This is a genomic window from Nocardia sp. NPDC052316 (assembly GCF_044547795.1).
In the GTDB taxonomy this organism is placed as follows: Bacteria; Actinomycetota; Actinomycetes; order Mycobacteriales; family Mycobacteriaceae; genus Nocardia.
In genome coordinates this window covers 1080224-1104576 of sequence record NZ_JBIUBB010000001.1, presented here as the reverse complement: position 1 = coordinate 1104576, position 24353 = coordinate 1080224, and the positions used below count along the sequence as shown (strand labels likewise).

21 protein-coding genes (1 of these 21 cut by a window edge) are annotated in these 24353 nt (G+C 68.6%); 8 read left to right on the top strand and 13 right to left on the bottom strand.

The window, feature by feature from the left end:
- The first annotated feature begins 7 nt into the window (after positions 1-7).
- A complete protein-coding gene (locus tag ACIHA7_RS04945) occupies positions 8-634 on the top strand; it encodes a hypothetical protein (protein ID WP_397285636.1) in 627 nt (208 codons plus the stop codon).
- Here the strand turns inward: ACIHA7_RS04945 and ACIHA7_RS04940 are convergent, their stop codons facing one another.
- From ACIHA7_RS04940 to ACIHA7_RS04900, 9 genes are all read right to left on the bottom strand, one after another.
- On the bottom strand, positions 635-1879 hold the full coding sequence (locus ACIHA7_RS04940) for a TetR/AcrR family transcriptional regulator (RefSeq protein ID WP_397285634.1): 1245 nt from the start codon (positions 1877-1879) through the stop codon (positions 635-637).
- A gap of 181 nt (positions 1880-2060) precedes the next feature.
- Positions 2061-3305 (bottom strand): TetR/AcrR family transcriptional regulator, encoded by a 1245-nt coding sequence (locus ACIHA7_RS04935; protein ID WP_397285632.1) that lies wholly within the window; start codon positions 3303-3305, stop codon positions 2061-2063.
- Between the two features lie 209 nt (positions 3306-3514).
- Positions 3515-4855, bottom strand: coding sequence for a cytochrome P450 (locus tag ACIHA7_RS04930; protein WP_397285630.1), 1341 nt, complete (start codon positions 4853-4855; stop codon positions 3515-3517).
- A gap of 93 nt (positions 4856-4948) precedes the next feature.
- Positions 4949-6898, bottom strand: a complete 1950-nt coding sequence (locus tag ACIHA7_RS04925) for an acetoacetate--CoA ligase (protein WP_397285628.1) — start codon at positions 6896-6898, stop codon at positions 4949-4951.
- A 29-nt stretch (positions 6899-6927) separates the two neighbouring features.
- On the bottom strand, positions 6928-7740 hold the full coding sequence (locus ACIHA7_RS04920; protein ID WP_397285626.1) for an HpcH/HpaI aldolase/citrate lyase family protein: 813 nt from the start codon (positions 7738-7740) through the stop codon (positions 6928-6930).
- Positions 7737-8195, bottom strand: a complete 459-nt coding sequence (locus ACIHA7_RS04915) for a MaoC family dehydratase (RefSeq protein WP_397286516.1) — start codon at positions 8193-8195, stop codon at positions 7737-7739. The genes ACIHA7_RS04920 and ACIHA7_RS04915 overlap by 4 nt, the downstream gene beginning before the upstream one ends.
- A gap of 41 nt (positions 8196-8236) precedes the next feature.
- Positions 8237-9397: an acyl-CoA dehydrogenase family protein gene (locus tag ACIHA7_RS04910; RefSeq protein ID WP_107659422.1), complete on the bottom strand. Its 1161-nt coding sequence runs from the start codon at positions 9395-9397 to the stop codon at positions 8237-8239.
- Complete coding sequence (locus tag ACIHA7_RS04905) at positions 9394-11481, bottom strand: acetyl/propionyl/methylcrotonyl-CoA carboxylase subunit alpha (protein ID WP_397285623.1); 2088 nt, start codon at positions 11479-11481, stop codon at positions 9394-9396. The genes ACIHA7_RS04910 and ACIHA7_RS04905 overlap by 4 nt, the downstream gene beginning before the upstream one ends.
- 5 nt (positions 11482-11486) lie before the next feature.
- Positions 11487-13085: a carboxyl transferase domain-containing protein gene (locus ACIHA7_RS04900; RefSeq protein WP_397285621.1), complete on the bottom strand. Its 1599-nt coding sequence runs from the start codon at positions 13083-13085 to the stop codon at positions 11487-11489.
- 143 nt (positions 13086-13228) lie between these two features.
- Between ACIHA7_RS04900 and ACIHA7_RS04895 the strand changes: the two genes are divergently transcribed.
- Positions 13229-13822, top strand: coding sequence for a TetR/AcrR family transcriptional regulator (locus ACIHA7_RS04895; RefSeq protein WP_397285619.1), 594 nt, complete (start codon positions 13229-13231; stop codon positions 13820-13822).
- Between the two features lie 9 nt (positions 13823-13831).
- Here ACIHA7_RS04895 and ACIHA7_RS04890 read toward each other — a convergent pair whose 3' ends face one another.
- Both ACIHA7_RS04890 and ACIHA7_RS04885 read right to left on the bottom strand, forming a co-directional pair.
- Complete coding sequence (locus ACIHA7_RS04890; protein ID WP_397285617.1) at positions 13832-14578, bottom strand: 3-hydroxybutyrate dehydrogenase; 747 nt, start codon at positions 14576-14578, stop codon at positions 13832-13834.
- The gene (locus ACIHA7_RS04885; protein WP_397285615.1) at positions 14575-15963 is read right to left on the bottom strand and encodes an MFS transporter; all 1389 of its coding nucleotides are present in this window, start codon (positions 15961-15963) and stop codon (positions 14575-14577) included. The genes ACIHA7_RS04890 and ACIHA7_RS04885 overlap by 4 nt, the downstream gene beginning before the upstream one ends.
- Positions 15964-16103: 140 nt before the next feature.
- On the opposite strand from ACIHA7_RS04885, the gene ACIHA7_RS04880 reads away from it, so the two are divergent.
- Complete coding sequence (locus ACIHA7_RS04880; RefSeq protein ID WP_397285613.1) at positions 16104-17018, top strand: LysR family transcriptional regulator; 915 nt, start codon at positions 16104-16106, stop codon at positions 17016-17018.
- Between the two features lie 16 nt (positions 17019-17034).
- On the opposite strand, the gene ACIHA7_RS04875 is transcribed toward ACIHA7_RS04880, so the two are convergent.
- Positions 17035-17769 (bottom strand): ABC transporter ATP-binding protein, encoded by a 735-nt coding sequence (locus tag ACIHA7_RS04875; RefSeq protein WP_397285611.1) that lies wholly within the window; start codon positions 17767-17769, stop codon positions 17035-17037.
- Between the two features lie 31 nt (positions 17770-17800).
- On the bottom strand, positions 17801-18859 hold the full coding sequence (locus ACIHA7_RS04870) for an ABC transporter permease (RefSeq protein WP_397285609.1): 1059 nt from the start codon (positions 18857-18859) through the stop codon (positions 17801-17803).
- Positions 18860-18989: 130 nt separating this feature from the next.
- Between ACIHA7_RS04870 and ACIHA7_RS04865 the strand changes: the two genes are divergently transcribed.
- From ACIHA7_RS04865 to ACIHA7_RS04845, 5 genes are all read left to right on the top strand, one after another.
- Positions 18990-20186, top strand: a complete 1197-nt coding sequence (locus ACIHA7_RS04865) for a sensor histidine kinase (RefSeq protein WP_397285606.1) — start codon at positions 18990-18992, stop codon at positions 20184-20186.
- Positions 20183-20800: a response regulator transcription factor gene (locus ACIHA7_RS04860; RefSeq protein ID WP_397285604.1), complete on the top strand. Its 618-nt coding sequence runs from the start codon at positions 20183-20185 to the stop codon at positions 20798-20800. The genes ACIHA7_RS04865 and ACIHA7_RS04860 overlap by 4 nt, the downstream gene beginning before the upstream one ends.
- Before the next feature lie 131 nt (positions 20801-20931).
- Positions 20932-21357 (top strand): PPOX class F420-dependent oxidoreductase, encoded by a 426-nt coding sequence (locus tag ACIHA7_RS04855; RefSeq protein ID WP_397285602.1) that lies wholly within the window; start codon positions 20932-20934, stop codon positions 21355-21357.
- 29 nt (positions 21358-21386) lie between these two features.
- Positions 21387-22136, top strand: coding sequence for a precorrin-4 C(11)-methyltransferase (gene cobM, locus ACIHA7_RS04850; RefSeq protein WP_397285600.1), 750 nt, complete (start codon positions 21387-21389; stop codon positions 22134-22136).
- Positions 22137-22513: 377 nt separating this feature from the next.
- Positions 22514-24353, top strand: partial view of a non-ribosomal peptide synthase/polyketide synthase gene (locus ACIHA7_RS04845; RefSeq protein WP_397285598.1) — the 5' portion only. The gene runs 42032 nt beyond the window's last position; only the first 1840 of its 43872 coding nucleotides appear in the window; it begins with the start codon at positions 22514-22516; its stop codon lies beyond the right edge, outside the window.

Here is a 24353-nt window from a genome sequence, read left to right as displayed (position 1 = left end):
GCGCACCATGACCGACAACGAACTACCCGAGGATTCCGCCGCGTCGAGTGATGCTGCTGCAGAGCAGGACTCGGTTCGGACGGCGCCCGACGAGTCTCGGGCCGGCCGGTTCGAGCGGTTCCGTCCGGGCCGCGTCGGTAAACTTGCGCTCGGCGTAGCGGCAGCCGTATTGCTCTGCGCTGCAGTCACTTCCAGCGTCGTATTTTATGTGCAGAACAACGGCAACAAAGCTACCCTTGCCGCCAACGCGGACGCACGCGCCGCCGCCTGCGCTTACGCGCCCATCCTGGCCGACTACGACGCGAAGAAGCTCGACGCCTACTTCGCCGCCGTGCTCGACGGCGCGACCGGCGACTGGAAGAAGCAATTCGACAGCACCAGCCAGGAATTGCGCGAGGTGCTCACCCAGGGCGAGGTGGTGTCGAAGGTCAACGACGTCCAGTGCGCGATCAAGACCGGTGACGAGCACTCCGCCGAGGCCATCGTGGTGATCGGGCAGACCATCACCAGCATGGGCACCCAGGGCAAGCCGGCCCCCGGGCAGCTGTCCATGGTGATGCGCCTGGAGAAGGTCGACGGGCGCTGGTTGGTGAACAAGGTGAATTCGCCGCTGGCCCCGCCGCAGCAGCCGTAGCTACTCGGCGTCGCGTCCGAACAGCACGACCCGCATGAGGTGGACCACCCGTTGCCGCGAGCACGCCGGATCCGTGGAGCCGAAGCGCTGGCCCAGATCGACCACCAGTGCCAAGGCCGCGTGCACCAGCAGTCTGGCGTCGGCGGCGGCGAGTTCGGGGCGGACGCCGACGAGCAGCTTCGCCCACTCTTCGACGTTGAGCCGCTGGATATTTCGCAGTGCCGTCCGAGCGTCGGCGGGCACGTTGCTGATCTCGGCGTAATAGACGAAGGTCAGCTCGCGTTCGGCGAACGAACCCGCCACGTACAGCTCGATCAGCGTGTTCAGTGCCTGCTCGGGGCCGTCCGCGGCGGCGACCGCCGGGCCGATCGCGGCCGAAACCCGGTCCGCCGCACGGCGGAACGCGGCCGCCAGGATGTCGCCCTTGCTGCGATAGAAGCGGTACACCGCGGAGGAGGCGGGCAGCCCGGCCGCGGTGGCGATGTCCTCGACGCTGACGTTCGGATAGCCGCGTTCGTGGAACAACTCGATCGCGCGCGCGAGCAACAGCTCGTGCTTGAAGGTCAACGGAATCTCGGTGACCGCAAGGGGTTCGGGGTGTTCCGCGGCCGGCGGCAGTACACAGCCTGCGGCGGCGCGGCACGCGGCGCCGAGCAGTGCGGTCAACGCGCGCACCGGGATCGACACGTGGTGGTCGCCGATGCTGCTCAGCACGCTCAGCACCGCGGCCGACAGCACGGACCGATCCGCCGTGGCCAGCTCGGGCCGGGCCTCGCCGAGCAGCGACATGAGGACCGAATGCACCGTCGTCAGCTGGTTGTCCAGGATCGCGGCGTCGGCGTCGTCGAGGTAGCGGCGCTGCCAGCGCAGCAGCGCGGCGCTGCGGCGATTGGCGATCGAGGACGCGATGAGGGCGTCCATGACGCGCCCGAGCCGTAATTCGGCGGGCAGCCCGCGCGCCGAGTCCGGCAGGCGCACCGCCGCCTCGCTGAGCGCGCCGAGCCGCAGCGCCTCCTCGCGGAACAGCGCGTACTTGCTCGGGTAGTGGCGGTACAGCGCGGCCGAGCTGATGTCGAGCCGGGACGCGATGTCCTCCATGCTCACGCCGTGGTAGCCGAGCGACCCGAACGCCTCCGCGGAGGCGGCCGCGATCTGGGCCCGTCGATCCCGCGGCCGCCGGCGAATCACGCGCGGCGCTGTCCCGTCGGACGCCTTGTCCGCGGCGCGGCCTTCCTGGGCACCCATGCGGCGATGGTAGCCCAATCGGTCGCTCGGTACGGGGGCCTTCGCATGCTCGAATGCAAACTGAATGGTAGATCACAATGAGAGCGGGATAGGGGCGACTACCTGTAGCTCTTTGATTTCACCTATGTGGAATTCCGCGTAACATAAACGACCGGTTGGTACCTCTGCCGAGCCGGTCTGCTCACGCCGCGGCGGGACGCCCGAACAGGACCAGCTGCATCAGCAGCCGCACCCGCCCCTGCGCCGCCATCGGCTGATTGTCGAAGGCTCGGCCGAGGTCGACCACCAGCGCGAACGCGGCGTGGATGAGGAACCGCGCCTCGGCGGGCGACAGCTCCTGGCGCACCTCGCGCAACAGTCGCGCCCACTCTTCGACGCTGAGCCGCTGGATGTTTCGCAGTACCGTGCGTTCCTCCGCGGGCACATGCTGGAACTCGGTGAAATACACGTAGGTCAGCGCGCGCTCGGCGAACGACCCCGCGACGTACTGGTCGATCAGGGTGGTCAAAGCGCCCTCCGGGCTCGACGCGCTCGCCACCGCCGGGCCTACCGCGCCCGAAACCCGTTCCGCGGCACGGCGAAAGGCCGCGGCGAGCAGGTCGCTCTTGCCGCGGTAGAACCGGTACACCGCCGAGGCCGCGGAGAGTCCGGCGGCGGTGGCGATGTCCTCCACGCTGACATTCGGGTAGCCGCGCTCATGGAACAGCTCCACCGCTTTACGCAGCAGCAGTTCGTGTTTGAACGAATCCGGGATCTCGACCACCTGCAGCGGCTCGGCGGGCTGCTCCGCGGGCAACTGTGCTCCGACGATCGGCTGGCACGCCGAACCGAGCAGTCGGGCAAGGGATTTCGTCGGCAGCGTGGCGTGGTGGTCGGCGATGCTGGTGATCGTGCTCAGCAAGGCCATCCGCAGTACCCGGGTGTCGTCCTCGGTCAGTTCCGGGCGCAGCTCGGCGAGCTGGCTGCCGAGCGCGCCGAGCACGGTGAGCTGCTGGTCGTTCAGCGTCGTCACATCGTCGGGCTCGAGGTAGCGGCCCTCCCAGCGCACCAGGGTGACGGTCGGCCGATTCTCGATCGTGACGGTGATCAGCGCGTCGAGCACGTGCCGTAACCGCTGATCGGGCGACCACGCGGCGGCTTCGGCGGGCAGCTCCACCGCCTCGGTCATCGCCCGGCCCACCCGCAGCAACTCCTCGCGGAACAGCGCGTACTTGCTCGGGTAGTGGCGATACAGCGCGGCCGAGCTGATGCCGAGTCCGGAGGCGATGTCCTCCATGCTCACACCGTGATAGCCGAGCGCGCCGAACGCGGCGGCCGAGGCCGCGGCGATCTGGGCCCGTCGATTCTTCGGCCTGCGCCGGACCTCGCGGGGTGCCGAGTCGCCGGTGCTCGCCTTCCGCGCCGTACGGCGATTGTCGACACTCATGCGGACATCGTACTGATCAGGGCTGGTGAGACGGGCTACGGCTCGGCACGGGTGCCCCGCGGAACCGCTCGGGTGCCCCAGGTCACGCCGAAAAAGCGCACTACCTGCCGGAAAGCGGCGTGCGGCCGCGAGACCTGTAGGCGGGATTCGTCAATGTGATCGCTGCCACAACTGTGCAGCAACCACGCAGTGTCGAGTGCGCAGGTCCTTCACGCGCGTGGCGTGATGACCAGGCACGCCTTGCCTCTGGGGACCGTGGTGATGTTGCGGGTCTTCCCGCGTTCGGGTTCCGTGCCGGCGGGCAGCGAAAGAGAATGCCGCACAAGGATTTCCCGCAGGACCGCAGTGCTCTCCATGAGCGAGAAGCCCGCACCGATGCAGCGCCGGACCCCGCCACCGAACGGGAACCAGGTGTTCGGCGCCACCTCACCGGCGAGGAAACGCTCCGGCCGGAAGACGGCGAGGTCGGGGTAGCTGTCGGGGTTGCGGTGGGCGAGCAGGATCGAGGTACTCACCACGGTGCCCGCGGGCAGTCGCTTGCCGCCGATCGTCATATCCCTGGTCAGTTTTCGGTTGGTTCCGTTGATGACGACGTGCAGCCGCATCGCCTCTTTCATCACCGCTTCGAGGTATTTGTCGTCGTCGGTGCGCGCGGCCGCGCAGGCCGATTCTTGGATGCCCGGATGGGCCGCGAGCTCGTACAGCGCCCAGGACAGCGCCGACGCGGTCGTCTCGTGCCCGGCCAGCAGCAGGGTGATGAGCTGATCGCGCAGTTCGGCGTCGGTGAGCGGCGGGTCGTGGTCCGCGCCGGTGCCCGCGTGCAGCAGCCGGGACAGCACATCGGTGCGCTCGGCCAGATCCGGTGCCAGCCGTCGGGCCGCGATCTCGGCGTAGAGCAGGGCGTCGACCGCGCGCAGATTGTCAGCGAATCGTTTCCACGGTCCGACCCGGCTGAGCAGGTTGGCCTTGAAGCCGAGGAATACCAGCGGATTCAGGTTCACGATCTGCTTCAGTCGCGGACCGAGTTCGGCGCGGGTGTGTGCGTCGGTGACCCCGAAGACCACCTGCACGATCACCTCGAGGGTGAGCGCGTTCATCCGGTCGAGCGTGACGAGCGTGGAACCCGGTGTCCAGCGGTCGATCTCGGCGACCGCGATGTCGGCGACCAGGTCGCGGTAGGCGCGCAGCGCCGAGCCGTTGAAGGCGGGCATCAGCAGCCGCCTGGCCCGCGCGTGTTCGTCCTCGTCGGTGAGCAGCAAGGAGTGGCTGCCCATCACGTGGCCGAGGATCTGGTTGCCCTCGCCCGCGTGCAGGTCGTGCGGGTTGCCCGCGAAGATCTCCTTGATGTGCTCCGGGCGGGAGAACACCACGGCATGGTCGGCGAACGGCGGGATCCGCAGCGTGAAGACGTCACCGTACCGGCGCGCCAAGGCGGGCACGAACCGCTGCCGATCGACCTGGAACAGGATGCTCTGCACGATGCCGGGCAGTCGCGACCCCGGTGGATAGGCGGCGACCTCGTCGCGCGCTCGGACGTCCTGTGCGGCCACGATGCCACCTCCGCCGGGGTAAGGGACGAGCCTGTCCACCACCACGCTAGGAGATACGCGGGCGGGGGTCTATGGAAAAGCTCGGATCGGGCGCTAGCCTCCGGCGTTCGGGCGGACGGCCGCGTACCAATCGAGCAGGTCCGGGTTGTCGACGGCACTGCGCTCGACGACGCGGGTGGCGTCGGCTCCTTGGAAGAGTTTCTTGATCGGCACCTCGAGCTTCTTGCCGGTCCGGGTGTGCGGAATGCCGGGGGCGACCAGGATTTCGTCGGGTACGTGGCGCGGGGAGACCTCGGTGCGGATGGTGGTGTTGATGCGGGTCTTCAGCTCGTCGGTGAGTTCGGCGCCGGGCGCGAGTACCACGAACAGCGGCATCCAGTAGCCGCCGTCCGGCTGTTCGGCGCCGATGACCAGCGCCTCGGCGATCTCGGGGAGGCGCTCGACGGACTGGTAGATGTCGGCGCTGCCCATCCGGATGCCGTGGCGGTTGAGGGTGGAGTCGGAGCGGCCGTGCACGACGATGGAGTTACGGTCGGTGATGGTGATCCAGTCGCCGTGCCGCCACACTCCGGGGTACATGTCGAAATAGGCGTCGTGGTACCGCTTTCCGTCGGCGTCGTGCCAGAACCGCACCGGCATGGACGGCATCGGCTCGGTGATGACCAGCTCGCCGACCTCGCCGCGGACCGGCCGGCCGGTGCCGTCGAAGGCCTCGATCGCGGCGCCGAGGAAGCGCGCGGACAGCTCGCCGGGCCAGGCGGGCACGGTGCGCACGCCACCGAGGAAGGCCGACACCACGTCGGTGCCGCCGCTGATCGAGTTGACCTGGACGTGGTCACCGGTGTTCTCGCCCAGCCAGAGTGCCGACGAGGTGGGCAGCGACGCGCCGGTGATGCCGACCGCGCGCAAGGCGGACAGGTCGTGCTCGGTGCGCGGCACGGCGCCCGCCTTGATGCAGGCGAGCACGTAGCCGGGGCTGGTGCCGAGCATGGTCGTGCCGGTCTCGGCGGCGATGCGCCACAGCGCATCCGGCGCCGGATAGGTGGGGCTGCCGTCGTAGCAGACGACGGTGGCGCCGACCAGCAGGCCGGAGATCTGGAAGTTCCACATCATCCAGCTCGGGCTGGTGTACCAGAAGAAGGTGTCGTCGGGCCCGATATCGGTTTGCAGGGCAACGGCTTTGAGGTGCTCGAGCAGCACACCGCCGTGCCCGTGCACGATGCCCTTCGGCAGCCCGGTCGTGCCGGAGGAGAACACGATCCACAGCGGATGGTCGAAATCGACCGTCTCCGTCTCGATCACCGCGGGCGCGGCCTCGTCGTGGGCGATCGCGTCGCGCCACGGCGTCGCGTCCGCGACCGCCAGCCCCAGCTGTGACACGGCGATCGTGGCGCGCAGGCTGCCGAGACCGGCTTGCAGCGCGGCGATGTCGGCGCGCTTGTCATGGGTTTTGCCGCCGAAGCGGTAGCCGTCCACGGTGATCAGCACGGTGGGCTCTAGCTGGCCGAGCCGATCCAGGGCGGCCTTGGGCGAGTAGTCCTGACCGCAGGCGGTCCACACCGCGCCGATGCTCGCCGTCGCCAGGAACGCGATGACGGTTTCCGGGATGTTGGGCAGGTAGCCCGCCACCCGATCGCCGGGCTGCACTCCCAGGTCCCGCAGGGTTCGGGCCAAGGCCGTCGTGTGGTCGATCAATTCGACCCAGGACACCTCGCGCCGTTGCGCGTCCTCACCGACGGCGACGATCGCGGGACGGTCGGTGCGGAACTGGCGAACCACCTGATCGACGTAGTTCAACCGCGTGCCGGGAAACCATTGCGCGCCCGGCATTTTAGCGTCGGCCAGCACCTCGCCCGCGATCTCGCCGAGCTCGAAGTAATCCCACACCGCACGCCAGAACTCCGCGATCTCCTCGACGGACCACTGCCACAGTGCGTGGTAGTCGGGCACATCGACGCCGGTGCGTGCCGCGACGAACCGCGCGAAGTCGGTGATCCTGGCGTCGGCGATATCCTGCTCGGTCGGCACCCACTGTGGTTGCACCGCAATCCTCCTGGCTTTCGAACTCGGGTTCAGGCGCGCTCGGCGCGCCGCACGATCTGCTCGGCATGGCGTAAGACGGGGGCGTCGACCATGCGGCCCTCGAAGGCGAACACCCCGCGATGCTTCGGCACCTCGTCGAGTACCCGCCGCGCCCAGTTCAGTTCGGCCGCCGTCGGGGCGTATGCCGCGCGAACGACCGCCACCTGGCTGGGGTGGATGGCGACCTTCGCGTCGAATCCGACCGCGACCGCGTCCAGCGCCTCGGCGCGCAGGCCATCGAGGTCGCGGATATCGAGATACACCGAGTCGAGCGCGAACTTGCCGTACGCCTTGGCCGCGAGCAGTGATGTGGACCGAACATGGCGCGCCACATCGCGGTAGCTACCGTCGGCGTGCCTGCTGGAGTTGCCGCCAAGGCCGGCGACGAGGTCCTCGGCGCCCCACATCACGCCGATCGCCGTGGGCATCGCCATCGCTCGGTCGACCGTCAACGCGCCGAGCGGCGATTCGATCAACGCGATCACGTCGTACTCGGCCAGCGCCGAGATCTGTTCGGCGGATTCGCATTTCGGCAGCATGATGCGTCGGTAGCCGGTGTCGGCCAGCGCGGCCAGGTCGAGGGCGTGCTCGTCGGTGCCCGCCGCGTTGACCCGGACCACCGTGGTCTCGGGAGCCAGCGGTGTCTCGACGAGTGCCTTGCGCGCCGCCGCCTTGTCCGCGGCCGCGACGCCGTCCTCCAGGTCGAGAATCACCACATCCGCCGCCGCGGCGGCCTTTTCGTAGCGATCCGGTCGATCCGCCGGGCAGAACAGCCAGGCGGGTCCGGGCAGCTGCCACGTCACGGCTGTCCGCCTTCTGGTCGCAGACGGATCATCGCGGCGCGAACCGCCACGGCCACCACGGTGCCGTGCTGGTTGCGCGCGGTGTGCCGGAAGGTGACGATGCCCTCGCCCGGCCTGCTCTTCGACACCCGCTTGTCCAGCACGACGGTCTCGGCGTAGACGGTGTCGCCGTGGAACAGCGGAGCAGGGAACTTCACCTCGCTGAAGCCGAGGTTGGCGACGGTGGTGCCCTGAGTCAGGTGCGCCACCGAGAGGCCGACCATGGTGCCGAGGGTGAACAGCGAGTTGACCAGGCGCTGATGGAACGGCTCCTGGGCATCGCTGTAGGCCGCATCGATGTGCAGTCCTTGTGGATTCATGGTCAGCGTGCTGAACAGCACGTTGTCGGTCTCGGTCATGGTGCGGCCCGGCCGGTGCTCGTACAGCACATCGGTCTCGAGCTCCTCGAACCACATGCCGGTCTGTACTACCCGGCGCAAACCCTCGGTCACGTCGGTCACAGCCCGAGCTCCCGTCCGATCAGCATCAACTGCACCTCCGTTGTGCCCTCACCGATTTCGAGGATCTTGCTGTCCCGGTAGTGCCTGGCCACCGGGTACTCGTTCATGAACCCGTAGCCGCCGAAGATCTGGGTAGCGTCCCGGGAATTGTCCATCGCCGCCTCGCTGGCCACCAGTTTGGCGATCGAGGCCTGCTTCTTGAACGGCTTGCCCGCCAGCATCAGTGCCGCGGCGTCATAGTAGGCGGTGCGCGCCGTATGGGCCCGCGCCTCCATTCTGCCGATCTTGAAGGCGATGGCCTGGTTACGGCCGATGGCCTGGCCGAACGCCTCGCGTTCCTTCGCGTAGCGCACGCTCTCGTCGACGCAGCCCTGCGCGGCGCCGACCGCGAGCGCCGCGATGGCGATGCGGCCCTCGTCGAGGATGCGCAGGAAGTTCGCGTAGCCGCGGCCGCGCTCGCCGAGCAGGTTGTCCTGCGGCACCCGCACGTCGGTGAAGCTCAGCGGGTGGGTGTCCGAGGCGTTCCAGCCGACCTTGTTGTAGGCGGGTTCGGCCACGAAGCCGGGGGTGTCGGTGGGCACCAGGATGGTGGAGATCTCCTTCTTGCCGCCGACCTCGCCGGTCACCGCCGTCACCGTGACCAGCGTGGTGATGTCGGTGCCGGAGTTGGTGATGAACTGCTTGCTGCCGTTGATGACCCACTCGCCGCTGTCGGCGATGGCGGTGGTCCTGGTGCCGCCCGCGTCGCTGCCCGCGCCGGGCTCGGTGAGCCCGAACGCGGCGAGAGCACGGCCACTGGTCAGCTGCGGCAACCACTCCAGCTTCTGCTTGTCGTTGCCGTAGCGGTAGATCGGCATCGCACCCAGGGAGACGCCGGCCTCCAGCGTGATCGCCACACTCTGGTCGACCTTGCCGAGCTCCTCCAGGGCCAGGCACAGCGCGAAGTAGTCACCGCCCATGCCGCCGTACTCCTCGGGGAACGGCAGGCCGAACAGGCCCATCTCGGCCATGCCCGCGACCACCTCGTAGGGGAAGGTGTGGTTCGCGTCGTGCTCGGCGGCCACTGGGGCGACCACCGTGCGCGCGAAATCGCGCACCGTCATGGCCAGATCGCGGTACTCCTGCGGCAGTGCGCCGGTGGACAGGAAGTCGGTCATGCTTGGTTTCCTTCTGGCTCGGCGGTATTCGAGTCTTCTCCGGCCTTCCGGTCGGCGCCGGAATCCGGTGGCGGCGCGGGCGCTTCGGCGGCGGGCGTCGCGATGATGCGGGCAAGTACCTGGTCCAGGCGCACCTGAGTGCCCGGCGCGACCAGGATTTCGACGGTTCCGGCGATCGGAGCGGTGAGCGAATGCTCCATCTTCATCGCCTCCACGATGACGATGGGGGCGCCCGCCGCGACGGTGGCGCCGTTGTCCACCTGCAGCGCGATCACCGAACCCGGCATGGGGCTGGTGATCTCGGCGTCGCCGACATGCTCGGTCGTACCGCGGACACTGGCCTCGGCCACCTCGCGCAGCATGGCGATGCCGGTGGGTCCGGCCAGCCACAGCCGCCCGTCGTATTCGGCGACCCGGTATTCCTGCCGGATGCCGTCCAGGGTCAGCGTCAGCAGGTTCTCGGCGAAAGCCGCTGTGACCGAGACGGATCGGCCCTCATCGATGCGAGCGGTCGCGGCGGCAGGGGTGCCGGTGAGGTACACGTGCTCGATGCGGTCGCCGCCGGCCAGCCGGATCGGGGTCGGCGCGGCGTCGCCGATGCGCCAGCCGGACGGGACCTGCCAGGGATCGTTCACCGTGGTCGGCCAGCGGCGCAGCCACCGGTAGGCGGCCGCGGCCAGGAATAGGTCGTCATCGACGGGGGCCGGGTGGAAGTCGGCAACCCGGCGATCCAGCAGGCCGGTATCCAGCTGGCCTGCGGCGACATTCGGGTCGGCGAGCAGAAAGCGCAGGAACTCGATGTTGGTGGTCACCCCGAGCAGCACCGTATCGCCCAGTGCGCGATCGAGTTTCGCGATCGCGGACGTCCGGTCGGCGCCGTGCGTGATGACCTTGGCCAGCATCGGGTCGTAGTCGCTGCCGACCACGGTGCCGACGCGCAGGCCCGAATCCACCCGGACCCCGACGCCGTCCGGCTCGGACAGGTCGAGCACCGTGCCGCCGGTGGGCAGGAACCCGCGACCGGGATCCTCGGCGTACACCCTGGCCTCGACGGCGTGCCCGATCATCCGGATCTCGTCCTGCTCCACCGCGAGCTTCTGCCCGGCCGCGACCCGGACCTGGCACTCCACCAGGTCGACGCCGGTGACCAGCTCGGTGACCGGATGCTCCACCTGCAGCCGGGTATTCATCTCCATGAAGAAGAACTCGTCCGGCCGATCGGCGGAGACGATGAACTCCACCGTGCCCGCGCCGACATAGTCGACGCTGCGCGCGGTATTGCAGGCGGCCGCGCCGATCCTGGCCCTGGTCGCCGCGTCGAGCAGCGGGGACGGCGCCTCCTCGATCACCTTCTGGTGCCTGCGTTGCAGGCTGCACTCGCGTTCGCCCAGGTGCAGCACGTTGCCGAACTGGTCGGCCAGGACCTGCACCTCGATGTGCCGCGGCCGGGTGACGAAACGCTCGAGGAACAGCGTGTCGTCACCGAACGCGGCGGCGGCCTCGCGGCGTGCGCTGCGCAGCGCGTCCGGCAGCTGTGCCGGATCCTCGACCAGCCGCATGCCCTTGCCGCCACCACCGGCGGAGGGCTTCACCAGCACCGGGTAGCCCACCTCGTCGGCCGCCTCGATCAGGTCGGCGTCGGTCAGGCCCGGCCTGGCGATGCCGGGTACCACCGGCACATTGAACGCGGAAACGGTGTTCTTCGCCGCGATCTTGTCGCCCATCACCTCGATCGCACGGGCGGGCGGGCCGAGGAAGACGATGCCCGCGTCCGCGAGCGCCGCGGCGAAAGTGGCATTCTCGGAGAGGAATCCGTACCCGGGATGCACCGCCTGTGCGCCGGTGCGCACGGCGGCGGCCACTACCTTGTCGATCGCGAGATAGCTCTCGCGGGCGGCGGCCGGACCGAGCCGCACCGCCGTATCGGCCTCGTGCACATGCCTGGCGTCGGCGTCGGCGTCGCTGTAGACCGCGACCGAGCGAATTCCCATGGCGCGCAACGTGCGGATGACGCGCACCGCGATCTCGCCGCGGTTGGCCACGAGCACGGTGTCGAAGCCGACGGGATGAGATTTGTTCAGCATGACACTCACATCCGGAAGACGCCGTAGGAAACGGGTTCGAGCGGCGCCTGGGCGCAGACCGAAAGGGCAAGCCCGAGAACGGTTCTGGTGTCCGCGGGGTCGATCACGCCGTCGTCCCAGAGTCGGGCCGTCGAATAGTAGGGATTGCCTTGGCTTTCGTACTGCTCGCGGATCGGGGCCTTGAACGCCTCTTCGTCCTCGGCCGACCAGGGCTGCCCCGAGCTGTCGAGTTGATCGCCGCGCACCGTCGCCAAGACGGAGGCGGCCTGCTCGCCGCCCATCACCGAGATCCTGGCATTGGGCCACATCCACAGGAAGCGCGGCGAATACGCGCGCCCGCACATCGAATAGTTGCCCGCGCCGTACGAACCGCCGATCACCACGGTCAGCTTCGGCACCCGCGCGCAGGCCACCGCGGTGACCATCTTGGCGCCGTGCTTGGCGATGCCGCCTGCCTCGTAGTCGCGGCCGACCATGAACCCGGTGATGTTCTGCAGGAACAGCAGCGGGATCTTGCGCTTGTCGCACAGTTCGATGAAGTGCGCGCCCTTCATGGCGGATTCGCTGAACAGCACGCCATTGTTGGCCACGATGCCGACCGGGTGGCCGTGGATGCGCGCGAAACCGGTGACCAATGTCTTGCCGTACTCGGCCTTGAACTCGTGGAAGGCGCTGTCCCCGTGCGGGTCACCGTCGACCAGGCGCGCGATCACCTCGCGAACGTCGTACGGCGTGCGCAGATCGACCGGCACCACGTCGTACAGCTCCGACTCGGGTGCGGCGGGCGCGACCGTCGGCAGCACCTCCCATGGGCTCGCCGGGCGCGGGCCGAGGGTCGCGACAATGCGGCGCACGATGCGCAACGCGTCCCGATCGTCCTCGGCCAGGTGGTCGGTGACACCCGAAGTGCGCGAGTGCAGTTCGCCGCCGCCGAGCTCCTCCGCGGTGACCACCTCGCCGGTCGCCGCCTTCACCAGCGGCGGGCCACCGAGGAAGATCGTGCCCTGATTGCGCACGATCACCGCCTCGTCGCTCATCGCAGGCACGTACGCGCCGCCCGCGGTGCAGGAGCCGAGCACCGCGGCGATCTGCGGAATCCCCTTGGCGCTCATGGTCGCCTGGTTGTAGAAGATGCGCCCGAAGTGCTCGCGGTCCGGGAACACCTCGTCCTGTTCGGGCAGGTAGGCACCGCCGGAATCGACCAGATACAGGCAGGGCAGCTGGTTCTGCAGCGCGATCTCCTGGGCGCGCAGATGCTTCTTCACCGTCATCGGGTAGTAGGTGCCGCCCTTGACGGTGGCGTCGTTGGCCACGATCACGCACTCGCGGCCGGATACCCGCCCGATCCCGGTGATGATCCCGGCGCCGGGAGATTCGTCGCCGTACATTCCGGTCGCGGCCAAGGGGGAGAGCTCGAGGAACGGGCTGCCGGGGTCGAGCAGCTGATCCACCCGCTGGCGCGGCAGCAGTTTGCCGCGCGCCACATGGCGGTCCCTTGCCTTCACGGGCCCGCCGAGCGCCGCGGCGGCGAGCCGGGCGCTCAGGTCGTCCACCAGCGCCTTGTGGGCGACTCGGTTGTCGACGGCCTCTTCGGTAACGGTCATGACGTGATCCTCCAATCAGCGTCGCGAAGCGACTCGATGAGGGGTGGTGGTCGGGTGACGGGTGCGCCAGTTAGTCGCCGATAACTGGAATCCAGGTTAATCTTGGTTAACCGAGATGTCCAGATAAGGCGAAAGGAGCGCGTGTGACCAGCACTGACCCCGTCACGCTCACCCGCCGCGAACAGCTGAAGGCACAGCGACGGCAGCAGCTCCTCGATGCAGGCGCGCGGCTCATCGCGGACCGTGGCTTCCTCGGCATGCGCCTGGACGACCTCGGCGCGGCCGCCGGTATCAGCGGGCCCGCCGTCTACCGCCACTTCCCGAACAAGGAAGCGCTGCTGGTCGAGCTGCTCGTCGGCGTCAGCCAGCGGCTGCTCGACGGCGGTAAGGCGGTGGTCGCGCGCACCGCCGGTCCGGCCGAGGCGCTGGCCGGTCTCGTCGACTTCCACCTGGACTTCGCGCTCGGTGACCCGGAGCTGATCCGCATTCAGGATCGCGATCTGGAGAACGTGCCCGCGGCCGCCCGCCGGGAGCTGCGCCGCACCCAGCGCCAGTACGTGGAGATCTGGGTCACCGTGCTGCGCGACCTGCACCCCGGACTACCCGAGGAGACGGCGCGGGTGCAGGCCCACGCCGCCTTCGGACTGATCAACTCCACACCACACAGCGCAACCACGGCGACCGCCGTGCGCGCCAGGCCCATCCTGCGCCGGATGGCGCTGTCCGCCCTGGGGTGAAACGCTCGATCATCGAGCGCTCCACCCGCCGTCCATGGTGTAACTCGCGCCGGTCACCATGCCCGCGTCCGTAGAAGCGAGCCAACCCACCAGCGCGGCAACCTCTTCCGGTTCGACCAGCCGTTTGATCGCGCTCTCGGTGAGCAGGATCTTCTCCAGCACTTCCTGCTCGGGAATGCCGTGCGCCTTGGCCTGGTCGGCGATCTGCTTGTCCACCAGCGGGGTTCGGACATAGCCCGGACTGACACAGTTGCTGGTGACGCCGTGCCTGCCGCCCTCCAGCGCGGTCACCTTGGACAGGCCCTCCAGGCCGTGCTTCGCGGTCACGTAGGCGGCCTTGTACTCCGAAGCGCGGATCCCGTGCACCGACGAGATATTGATGATCCGGCCGAAGCCCTGCCGGTACATGTGCGGCAGGGCCGCCCGGACGAGCAGGAACGGTGCTTCGACCATCAGGGCGAGCAGGTTGCGGAACTGCTGCGGAGCGAAGTCCTCGATCGGGCTGATGCTCTGCACGCCTGCGTTGTTCACCAGGATGTCCACCGCGAGGTCGAGGGCTTCCAGTGCCTCGACATCGAGAAGGTCTACCGCCCAAGACTTTCCGCCGAGCTCGCGGGCCAGCGCCTTGGCGCCCACATCGTCGATATCGGCGATGGTGACCAGCGCGCCACGGGCGGACAGCTCCCGCGCGCAGGCGGCGCCGATGCCACTGGCGCCACCCGTGATCAGTGCGGAGCGGCCTGCCAGGTCACTCATTTGGCGGCCACCGTGGCGGGCCGCGCGGCCAGGTTCTCGGCGTCGGCGAGGTCGATGCTTTCCAAGGTCACACCTTTCGTTTCCCGGGCGATCAGCACCGCGACCGCGGTGATCGCCGCGGCGATGGCCAGGTAGATCGCGATGGGTACCGCGGACTTGTAGGTGTTGAGCAGCCGGACTGCGATGATCGGCGCGAGTGAACCGGCCACGATCGAGGTGACCTGATAACCAAGGGACACACCGGAATAGCGCATCCGGGTCGGGAACATCTCCGCCATGATCGCGGGCTGTCCGGCGTACATCATCGCGTGGAACACCAGGCCGATGATGATGGCGAACATGATGAGCCCGTAGTGCCCGCTGTCCATCATCGGGAAGGCGAAGAAGCCCCAAGTGCCCGCGGTGAGGGCGCCGACCAGATACACCGGCCGCCTGCCGAACCGGTCGGAGAACCAGCCTGCCACCGGGACCGCCAGGAAGTGCACGGCGTGCGCGGCGAGCAACCACCAGAGGATGACCGAGGTGTCGACGTGTACCTGCACCTTGAGGTAGGTGATGGTGAACGTGACGACCAGGTAGTACAGGATGTTCTCCCCGAAACGCAGCCCCATGGCGGTGAGCACGCCGCGCGGGTAACGCTTGACCACCTCGACGACGCTGAGCGAGGTCGCCTTGATCTGCTCCACTTCCTGTTGCGCGGCCACGAAAATGGGGGCGTCGGTCACCTTGGTGCGGATGTAGTAGCCGACCAGCACCACCACCGCCGACAGCCAGAACGCCACGCGCCAGCCCCAGCTGAGGAAGGCGGCGTCGGACAGCCAGGTGGTCAGGATCAGCAGCACCGCCGTCGCGAGCAGGTTGCCCATCGGCACGCCCGCCTGCGGCCAGCTCGCCCAGAAACCGCGGCTGCGACTCGGACTGTGTTCGGCCACCAGCAGCACCGCGCCGCCCCATTCACCGCCGACCGCGAAGCCTTGGATGAAACGCAGGGTGACCAGCAGTGCCGGCGCCCAGTAACCGATCTGGCCGAACGTCGGCAGACAGCCCATCAGGAAGGTGGAGGCGCCCACCAGGATCAGGCTGAATTGCAGCAGTTTCTTGCGGCCGTACTTGTCGCCGAAATGCCCGAAGACGATGCCGCCCAACGGGCGTGCGGCGAAGCCGACCGCGTAGGTGACGAAGGCGGCGAGAATCGCGTCCAGATCGCTGGTGCCCTTGGCGAAGAACACCTTGCTGAACACCAGGGTCGCGGCCGTGCCGTAGAGGAAGAATTCATACCATTCGACGACCGTGCCCGCCATCGACGCGGCTACCACCCGTCTCAAGCCGGTCGGCACCCCGCCGGGCTCGCCGCCCGTCGGCCACAATGCACTGCGCACGCTCATCGAACTCTCCTTCGTGCCGGGGGTCACATCGCGGTAGAGATGTGATGGCCCCCACAAATCTCGGCTGCAACGAAGTATTAGTGCAGATGGGTGTGACCGCAATGACTAGTTGTGCAGTAGCGATCTGCGATGATGCAGATATGCGGGATGTGTCAGCTGGGTCGGCCCGGCGGCCGAGCGCCGATGACCTCCTTGTTCTGCTGGCCGTCGGCCGGTCCGGACGCTTCGTGTCCGCAGCCGAAGAGCTCGGTATCAACCACACGACCATCTCCCGGCGCATCGCCGCGCTCGAACACACCCTCGGTGGGCGCGTGCTGACCCGGGCGGCAGGCGGCTGGGAGCTCACCGAACTCGGCAGGGAGGCCTTGGCGGCAGCCGAGATCGTCGAGTCGGCCGTCAAGTCGCTCGCCGCCGACGGCAGCCGGGTGCTCGAAGGTGCGGTGCGGATTTCGGCGACCGATGGCTTCAGCGCCTATCTCGCTGCCCCCGCGGCCGCCGAGGTGCAACGCCAGCACCCCAAGATCACCGTCGAAATCGTGGCCACCACAAGACGAGCGTCCACCCAGCGCTCCGGCCTGGACCTCGAGGTGGTCGTCGGCGAACCCCAAGTCCGCCGCGCCACCGCCACCCGCCTGGCCGACTACTGTCTCGGCCTCTACGCCGCGCGAGACTATCTCGCCGAACACGGAGCCCCGACCCGCGTCGAAGACCTGATCCAGCACCCCCTCGTCTACTTCATCGACTCCATGCTCCAAGTCGACGACCTCGACCTGGCCTCGAGCTTCGCCCCCGCCATGCGCGAATCAGTAACTTCGACAAACGTTTTCGTGCACGTAGAAGCCACCCGAGCCGCCGCGGGCATCGGCCTGCTCCCCTGCTTCATGGCCGACCGCCACCCCGACCTGACCCGCGTCCTCCCCCAAGAAGTCTCCGTCAAACTCGCCTACTGGCTAGTCGCCCGCTCCGAAACCCTCCGCCGCCCCGAAGTAGCCGCCTTCATCACCGCCCTCCGCACCAAGGTCCACCGCGAGCGCGTGGCCCTCCTGGGCGGCTAGACCTCGGTCGCGTCATTCACCGAGTGGTTTGGGTGAGGTGGCCGTCGAGCAGGTGGTAGACGGCGTTCATGCGGTGGAGGTGGGTTTGGTCGTGGGTGACGAGGAGGGTGGCGGCGTGATGGGTGCGGGCTACGGTGAGGATGAGATCGATGATGGCGGCGCCTCGTTCGGTGTCGAGGGCGCTGGTTGGTTCGTCGATTACCAGTAGGGACGGGTCGTTCATGAGGGCGCGGGCTATGTTGACGCGTTGGCGTTGGCCGCCGGAGAGTTGGGCGGGGCGCTTGGATTGTTGGTCGGTCAAGCCGACTGATTCGAGGAGTTCTGTTGCCTTGTCGCGGGTTTCGCGACGCTTTGATGCGGGGGTGTAGACGCGCTGGCCTAGGTGGATCATTACCTCTAGTTGCTCGCGGGCGGTCAGGGCGGGGATGAGGTTCGGTTGTTGGAAGACGATGCCGATGGATGAACGGCGCAGGACGGCGGCCTCGCGGCGGCTGACGGTGGCGAGATCGGTGGTGCCGCTGGGGGTTTCGAGGGTGATGTGGCCGGAGTCGGGGCGGATCAGAGTCGAGGCGACGGCGAGGAGGCTGGATTTGCCGGAGCCGGAGGGGCCGGTGATGGCGGCTACGGTGCCGCCGGTGACGCGCAGGCTCACTCGGTCGAGCGCGGTGAGGCGGCTCATGCCGTCGGGGTAGGTGAGGGTGACGTCGGCGATGTCGAGGGCGGTGGTGGTGCGGGTTTCGGTGGCGGTCATCTCGAAAACTCCAGTGGCTCAATGCTGATGGTCAGCGTCCCGCGCCGAGGGCGGTCAGTGGGTCGGTGGTGAACAGGAAGCGCAGCGCGAAGGCCGCGCCGAGCAGGCCGAGCACGATCAGCGCCGCAGCGGGCAGCAGTGTGGTGGCCGGGCTCAGGACGAACGGGAGGGCGTCGCCCAGGAAAGCCGCTGCGGCGACGGTGATTCCGAGTCCGACGGCGACACCGGCGGTCAAAACGATCGCGGCCTGGGCGAGGGCGTCGTGGACCAGCGATCCGGAGGTGGCGCCGAGTGCCTTGAGGGTGGCGATGTCGGGCATCCGCTGGACGGTCCACACCGTGAAGAACGCGCCGATCACCAGGGCCGAGATGGCGAAGAGCAGCACCGTCATCAGGGTCAACGAGCCGTTCTCGGCTTCGTAGGCGCTGAGCGCGGACAGCGCGCCGGACGAGCTGGTGGTCTGGGTGTGTGCGGTGGCGTTCACGGCCGCCTGGTCGGCGACGCCGGACACCGCGAGTACGGTGGCCGCGCCCGAGCGCGGGCTCATCGCCTGCCAGTCGGACAGGGTTGTCCACACCACCGGTGTGTGGCTGTACCAGTCGTCCCCGTGCACCCCGGCCACGGTGAAAGCGCGGCCGGCGATGGTGACGGAGTCGCCCGTGCCCGCACCGAGATCCTTGGCCGCGCCGGCGCTGAGCACCACGGTGCCGTTCTCGGTTGCCGATCGGTTGCCGAAAGCCGTTCCGGTGGTGCCGAAGAACGCGACCTGCACCGAAGCCTGTCCGCGCGGATCGACCTTGCCGTGGCTGATGCCGATCGGGTCGACGGTGCCGTCCGGGCCCGCCGCGGCCTGCCAGGCGGCGACCTGTTCCGCGGTGAGCGTCGAGGCGTCGAACGACGCCGCGCCGCCGGTGTCGGCGAAGACGACGGTATCGCCGGGCAGCGACTCCACGGCGGAGATGTTCTGGTGCGCGAGCCCCGCCGTGAGCCCGCTCAAGAAACTCACGAGCAGCGCCACCAGGGTGACGACCAGCGTGATGAGCAGGAAGCGGCCGCGGGCGGCGCGCAGGTCTCGCAGTGCTACGAACATGTCTTCACTGTTCCGCGCGGCGGGCCCGCGGCCATCGCGCGCGCGGAGGAAAGGCGCACCATCGAACGGTGGGTGGCGTTTTACACCTTTCGATGGATGCCCGCCCGGTTGCCGCACATAAGCTGGCAAGGTGCACTCGTCACCGCTCACCCCCGTCTTCACCGCCCTGCGGCTCGGGCTGCATGTGCTGGTGACGGCCCTGGCGGTAGTGATCGCCGTACGCGCGCTACTGCCGGGCGCGCCGCACCCGATTCCGGTGGTTGCGTTGACGGCGGCCTTCCTCGTGACGTACTTCGCGGGCCACCTACTGAGCGAGCGCCGCGGCGGGATTGCAATCTGGTTGGTCGCTCTAACCGGATGGTGGCTCGGCCTGGTGCTACTCGCTCCCGACGCGGGTTACCTGGCGTTCGGGCTGTTCTTCCTCTATCTACATCTGCTCCCGCGCCCATGGAGCCTGCTCGCGGTGGCGGCGGCCACGGCCATCGCGGTGGTGGGCTTCGGGGCGCACCGCGGCTGGTCGGTGGCGGGCGCGATCGGCCCGATCCTCGGCGCGGCGGTCGCCGTCGGCATCGGCCTCGGCTACCAGGCGCTGTTCCGTGAGTCCGCCGAACGACAGCGGTTGATCGATGAATTGCTCAGTACCCGAGCGATACTCGCGGATCAGGAACGGACGGCGGGCAAGCTGTCCGAGCGTGAACGCCTGGCCAAGGAGATCCACGACACGGTGGCCCAGGGGCTGAGCAGTATTCAACTGCTGCTGCACGCCGCAGAACAATCGGCGCCGGAGCATCCTGCGCTGCAACGGATTCAGTTGGCCAGGGAGACAGCGGCGGAGAACCTCGCCGAAACACGCAGGCTCATCGCGGAATTGGCACCGGCGGCGCTGGACGGCCAGTCGCTGGCGCAGGCACTGGAGCGAATCTGCCTGCGCGCCAACACCGCAACGCTCGCCACGCAACTGGTGGTCGAGGGCACGCCGGAGCGACTTCCGATGCCGGTGGAGGCGGCGCTGGTACGCATCGCGCAGGGCGCGGTCGCGAATGTGGTGCAGCACGCCGCGGCCGCCCGCATGCGGCTGACGCTGACCTACGCCGACGCCGAGGTCCTGCTCGACGTAGTGGACGACGGGATCGGTATCGCACCCGACGTGCTCGCCCACCCACCGTCCGGCTCATTCGGTCTGGCCGCCATGCGGTCGCGCGTCGAGCAGCAGGGCGGCACCATGGCGGTGGAGTCGGAGCCGGGCCACACCGCGGTCACCGTCGCCTTCCCACTCGAACCCGCCGCACCCGAACCGGATCCGGCCCGACCGGGGGAGCACGCATGATCCGCCTGCTGCTGGCCGACGACCACGCCATTGTCCGCGCGGGCCTGCGCGCACTGCTCGACGGCGGCGACGACATCACTGTTGTCGGCGACGTGCCCACGGGCGAGGCAGCCGTCGCGTTCTGCGCGACCACCCCGGTGGATCTGGTGTTGATGGACCTCAGCTTCGGCCCCGGCCGCTCCGGCGCGGACGCCACCGCCGAGCTGCGCGCGCTCCCGCAGCCACCGAATGTCTTGGTGGTCACCAACTACGACACCGATGCCGACATCCTCGGCGCCATCGAGGCCGGCGCCTGCGGCTACATCCTGAAGGACACCCCGCCTGCGGAACTGCTCGCCGCCGTCCGCGCGGCCGCTGCGGGGGAGAGCGTGCTGTCGCCCGCGGTCGCCTCGAAACTCATGACCCGGGTACGCCGCGCCGATACCACCCTGAGCACCCGCGAAATCGAGGTGCTCCGTTTGGTCGCCGACGGCCGCTCCAACCGCGAGATCGCCAAGCAACTGTTCCTCAGCGAGACCACCGTCAAGTCCCATCTGGTGCACATCTACGCGAAACTCGGTGTCCGCTCCCGCACCTCGGCCGTCGCCCGCGCCCGCGAGCAAGGCGCGATCTGAGATGTGCCTCCGGTGCTGTGCGCGGTGCGTAGGACTGCGCCGTCGCTATCGCCACAACGCCACCTCCCGCGCTCGCGACATGCGCCCGCCGGTGCGCCACCCAGCCCCTCGCCTGCCCCTAGGGTGAGGCAATGGCTTCCCTCTCGGATCCTCAGGTGCGCGAGTTCCTCTCCGCTGGCACGCGGACAGGCAAGGTGGCGTTCGTCGGCACCGACGGCCGCCCGATGGTGACGCCCGTCTGGTTCGTGCTCGACGGCGACGAGCTGGTGTTCAACACCGGCAAGGACACCGCCAAGGGCAAGGCGTTCGCGCGCGACGGGCGCATCGCGGTGATCGTCGATGTCGAGGCGGCGCCGTACCCCTCGGTGCAGTTGCAGGGCACCGTGACCCTGTCCGAGGATCCCGAAGAGCTGCTGCGCACCGCCACCGAGATCGGCGGCCGCTACATGGGCGCCGACCGGGCCGAGGAGTTCGGCAAGCGCAACGGCGTGCCCGGCGAACTCGTCGTCCGCTTGCGGCCGACCAAGGTGATCGCGCACTTCGACACGACGGCCTGACCCGACCCGCGCTGCATACACTCACCCGCATGACCGTGCATTTCATCGGGGCCGGGCCGGGTGCGGCCGATCTGCTGACCCTGCGCGCGGTCGCCCTGCTCCGAGACTCGCCGGTGTGCCTGTACGCGGGCACCTACCTCGACCCCGGGGTGCTCGGGCACTGCGCCCCCGACGCCGAACTGATCGATACCCAGCATCTGGACCTCGACCAGATCACCGAACATCTGGTGCGCGCCACCGAATCCGGCAAGGACGTGGCCCGGCTGTGTTCGGGTGATCCGTCGCTCTACTCCGCGCTCACCGAACAGACCCGCAGACTGGACGCGCACGGCGTCGCATGGGATGTCACCCCCGGCGTGCCCGCCTACGCCGCCGCGGCCGCGCTGCTCGGCACCGAACTCACTGTCCCCGAGGTGGTGCAGTCGGTTGTCCTGACCCGCACCCAGGCCCGCTCGACCGCGATGCCGGACACCGAGGCGCTGGCGAATTTCGCGGCGACCGGCGCCACCCTCGTGCTGCACCTGGCGATCACCCGCGTCCGCACGTTGGCCGCTGAGCTCGTCGCCGACTACGGCACGGACTGCCCGGTCGCCGTCGTGTACCGCGCCAGCCAGCCCGACCAGCGGATCCTGCGCGGTACCCTCACCGACATCGCCGATCAGGTCGAGGCCGCCGGGCTGCGCCAGGCCGCGATCATCCTGGTCGGCCGGGCGCTGGCAGACCCGGTGTCGTGTGCGCAATCCCACCTCTACGACCCGGCCCGCGTGCGTCATCGGTGACCCGCCGCATCTCCGGCGCAGCGCGTCGCGCAGGATGTGAGGTCTGCAACATGAGGACCGCAAAGTGTCGACACCTCAACTGCCTGTGCTGATGTCCATCGGCTATCGAGGTTGGTTGGTTCGGTGCCGCCGACGACGGTAGATTGGTTCGGTGATCTGTAGCGAGGTTCCCGGCATCGCCGGTCGGCGGGTAGTGGGCGCGGTCGCGCCTATGTAACAAGGTCACCCTGGCGGACAGATAGTGCCAATGAGCTTTTTTGCCTGATTGATTATGAGAATTGAACCCCGAGACGCGGGCGCCACGCTGGGATAGGTGAGCGTCCTGTCCGGGTGTCGTCGGGGAGCGCTTGCGTGGTGTTCCGGAAGCGAGGTTACGGTTGGACCGGCTGGATTTCGGCGGAAACGGCGAAGCTGGTGGCGAACGGGCGCACGCTGGTTCGGACTACTTCCCGCTGTCTCCTGCACAGCTGGGCATCTGGTACGCGCAGCATGTCGACCCGCAGGTGCCGGTCAACATCGCGCAGTACGTGGATCTGCACGGTGTGCTGGATGTCGAGATCCTGAAACAGGCGAGCATCGACACCTCGAACGAGCTGGGATCGGGCTTCCTGCGGATTGTCGAACGCGACGGCGAGCCGTTGCAGTTCATCGATCACAGCATCGCCGACTACGACGACGTCACCTATGTAGACCTGCGTGACGAGGCCGATCCGGCCGCGGCCGCGATGGCGTGGATGCGGGCCGAGTACAGCCGCCCGATCGACCTGACCACCGACCGGCTGATCACGATCGCGGCGCTGCAACTGGCCGACGACCACTGGTACTGGTACTCGCGGGCGCACCACATCGCGCTCGACGGCTTCGGCGCCATGACCAACCTGAACCGGATCGCCGAGCTCTACACCGCCGCCGTCAACGGCACCGAGCCCGCCGCGTCCAAGGCCACCGATCTGCGCACGCTCTATGAGCAGGAGATCGCCTACCGCGAGAGCAAGCGCTTCGGCACCGACAGGGAGTACTGGGCCGAGCGGGTCGCCGGGCTGGAGGAAGGCACCAGCCTGACCGGCCGGTCCGCCCCGCCCGCCGCGATCAACGGCATCGCGAGCGCCGCCCTGTCCGACGACCAGAACGCGCTGCTCGACGCGGCTGTGCGGCGCCATGATTCGTCGCCGGCCGGGCTGCTGCTCGCCGCGTTCGCCGGTTACCTGGCGCAGTGGAACGGCGTCGAGGACGTCATCCTGAGCCTGCCGGTGACCGCGCGTACCACCGCGGCGATGCGCCGCTCCGGCGGTGTCTCGTCGAACATTGTGCCGCTGCGGCTGCACGTCGGGCACGGCACGACCGTCGGCGAACTGCTCCAGCAGGTGACGGTGGCGGTGTCGGGTGCGCTGCGGCACCAGCGCTACCGGCACGAGGACATCCGCCGCGACGCGGCCGGTGACGGCGTGGTGACCACCGAGTTCTTCGGTCCGTGGGTCAACATCATGCTGTTCCACGACGAGCTGGTGATGGGCCCGATGGTCGGCCAGCTGCATGTGCTGTCCACCGGCAGCATCGAGGACCTCGGCGTCAACTTCTACCAGTCGGTCGCGGGCACCCGCTCGCACATCGACTTCGAGACCAACCCGAACCTCTACACCGAAGACGAAGCACGGCGGCATCATTCGCGCTTCCTCGAGTTCTTCGACCGGTTCCTCGCGGCCGACCAGGACGCCGCGATCTGGGCGCTTGACCTCACCACAGCGGCCGAGCGGGAGCGTTCGCTGCTGGAGTGGAACGACTCGGCCGAGGACGTGCCGGTCACCACGCTGTCCGCGCTGCTCGATGCGCAGATGCCGGTGGCGCCGGACAACATCGCTCTGGATTTCGAGGGCGCGACGCTGACGTACGCGGAGTTCGACGCGCGGGTCAACCGGCTGGCCCGGTACCTGATCGCCGACGGGGTCGGCCCGGAATCGCTGGTCGCCCTCGGTATGCGGCGGTCGTTGGAGCTGGTCGTCGGCATGCACGCGGTGCTGAAGGCCGGTGGCGCGTATGTGCCGATCGATCCGGATCATCCGGCCGATCGCACCGCCTACATCCTCGACAGCGCGGCACCGGTCTGTGTGCTGACGTTGTCCGCGGACGAGCTGGAGCTGCCGGAGTCGGTGCGGCAGGTGCGGATCGACACCCTGGACGTGTCGGGGTACTCGGCCGATCCGGTGACCGACGCGGATC